This is a genomic window from Paracraurococcus ruber (genome assembly GCF_004353985.1).
GTDB lineage: Bacteria > Pseudomonadota > Alphaproteobacteria > Acetobacterales > Acetobacteraceae > Paracraurococcus > Paracraurococcus ruber.
The window spans coordinates 1-341 of sequence record NZ_SMOA01000738.1; the positions used below are offsets into that span (position 1 = coordinate 1).

Below are 341 nucleotides of genomic sequence, written 5' to 3' on the forward strand. Positions count from 1 at the left end.
GCCAGCAGCAGGCCGCGCCGCGCCGCCGCATCCCAGGCGCCGAGCGGCAGGGCCAGCACCAGCGTTCCGGCAACCTGGCCGGAGAGGTCGCGGACCGGCAGGCCCTGCGCCAGATGCGGCCCGCGGCCGGGCAGCACGACCCGCACCGGGCCCGCGGCATCGCCGAGCCTCGCCGGCAGCGCCGCCGCAGCCGGGCCGGGCGACGCGGCGTCGAGCAGCATCGCCTCCCCGCCCCAGGGCCGCAGCGCGGCCTCGTCCAGCCGGGCGGCAGCGGTGATGCCGCCGAGCGGCCGGCCCGCCTGCTCCACCGGCAGCGCGGTGGCCATCGCCCAGCCGCCATC

Annotated in this window: 1 protein-coding gene; it reads right to left on the bottom strand. The window is 81.8% G+C overall.

The window, feature by feature from the left end; genetic code table 11:
• Nucleotides 1-326, bottom strand: a 326-nt coding sequence (locus tag E2C05_RS32595; protein ID WP_205083334.1) for a hypothetical protein, incomplete at its 3' end; no start/stop codon positions are given.
• Nucleotides 327-341: the final 15 nt, after the last annotated feature.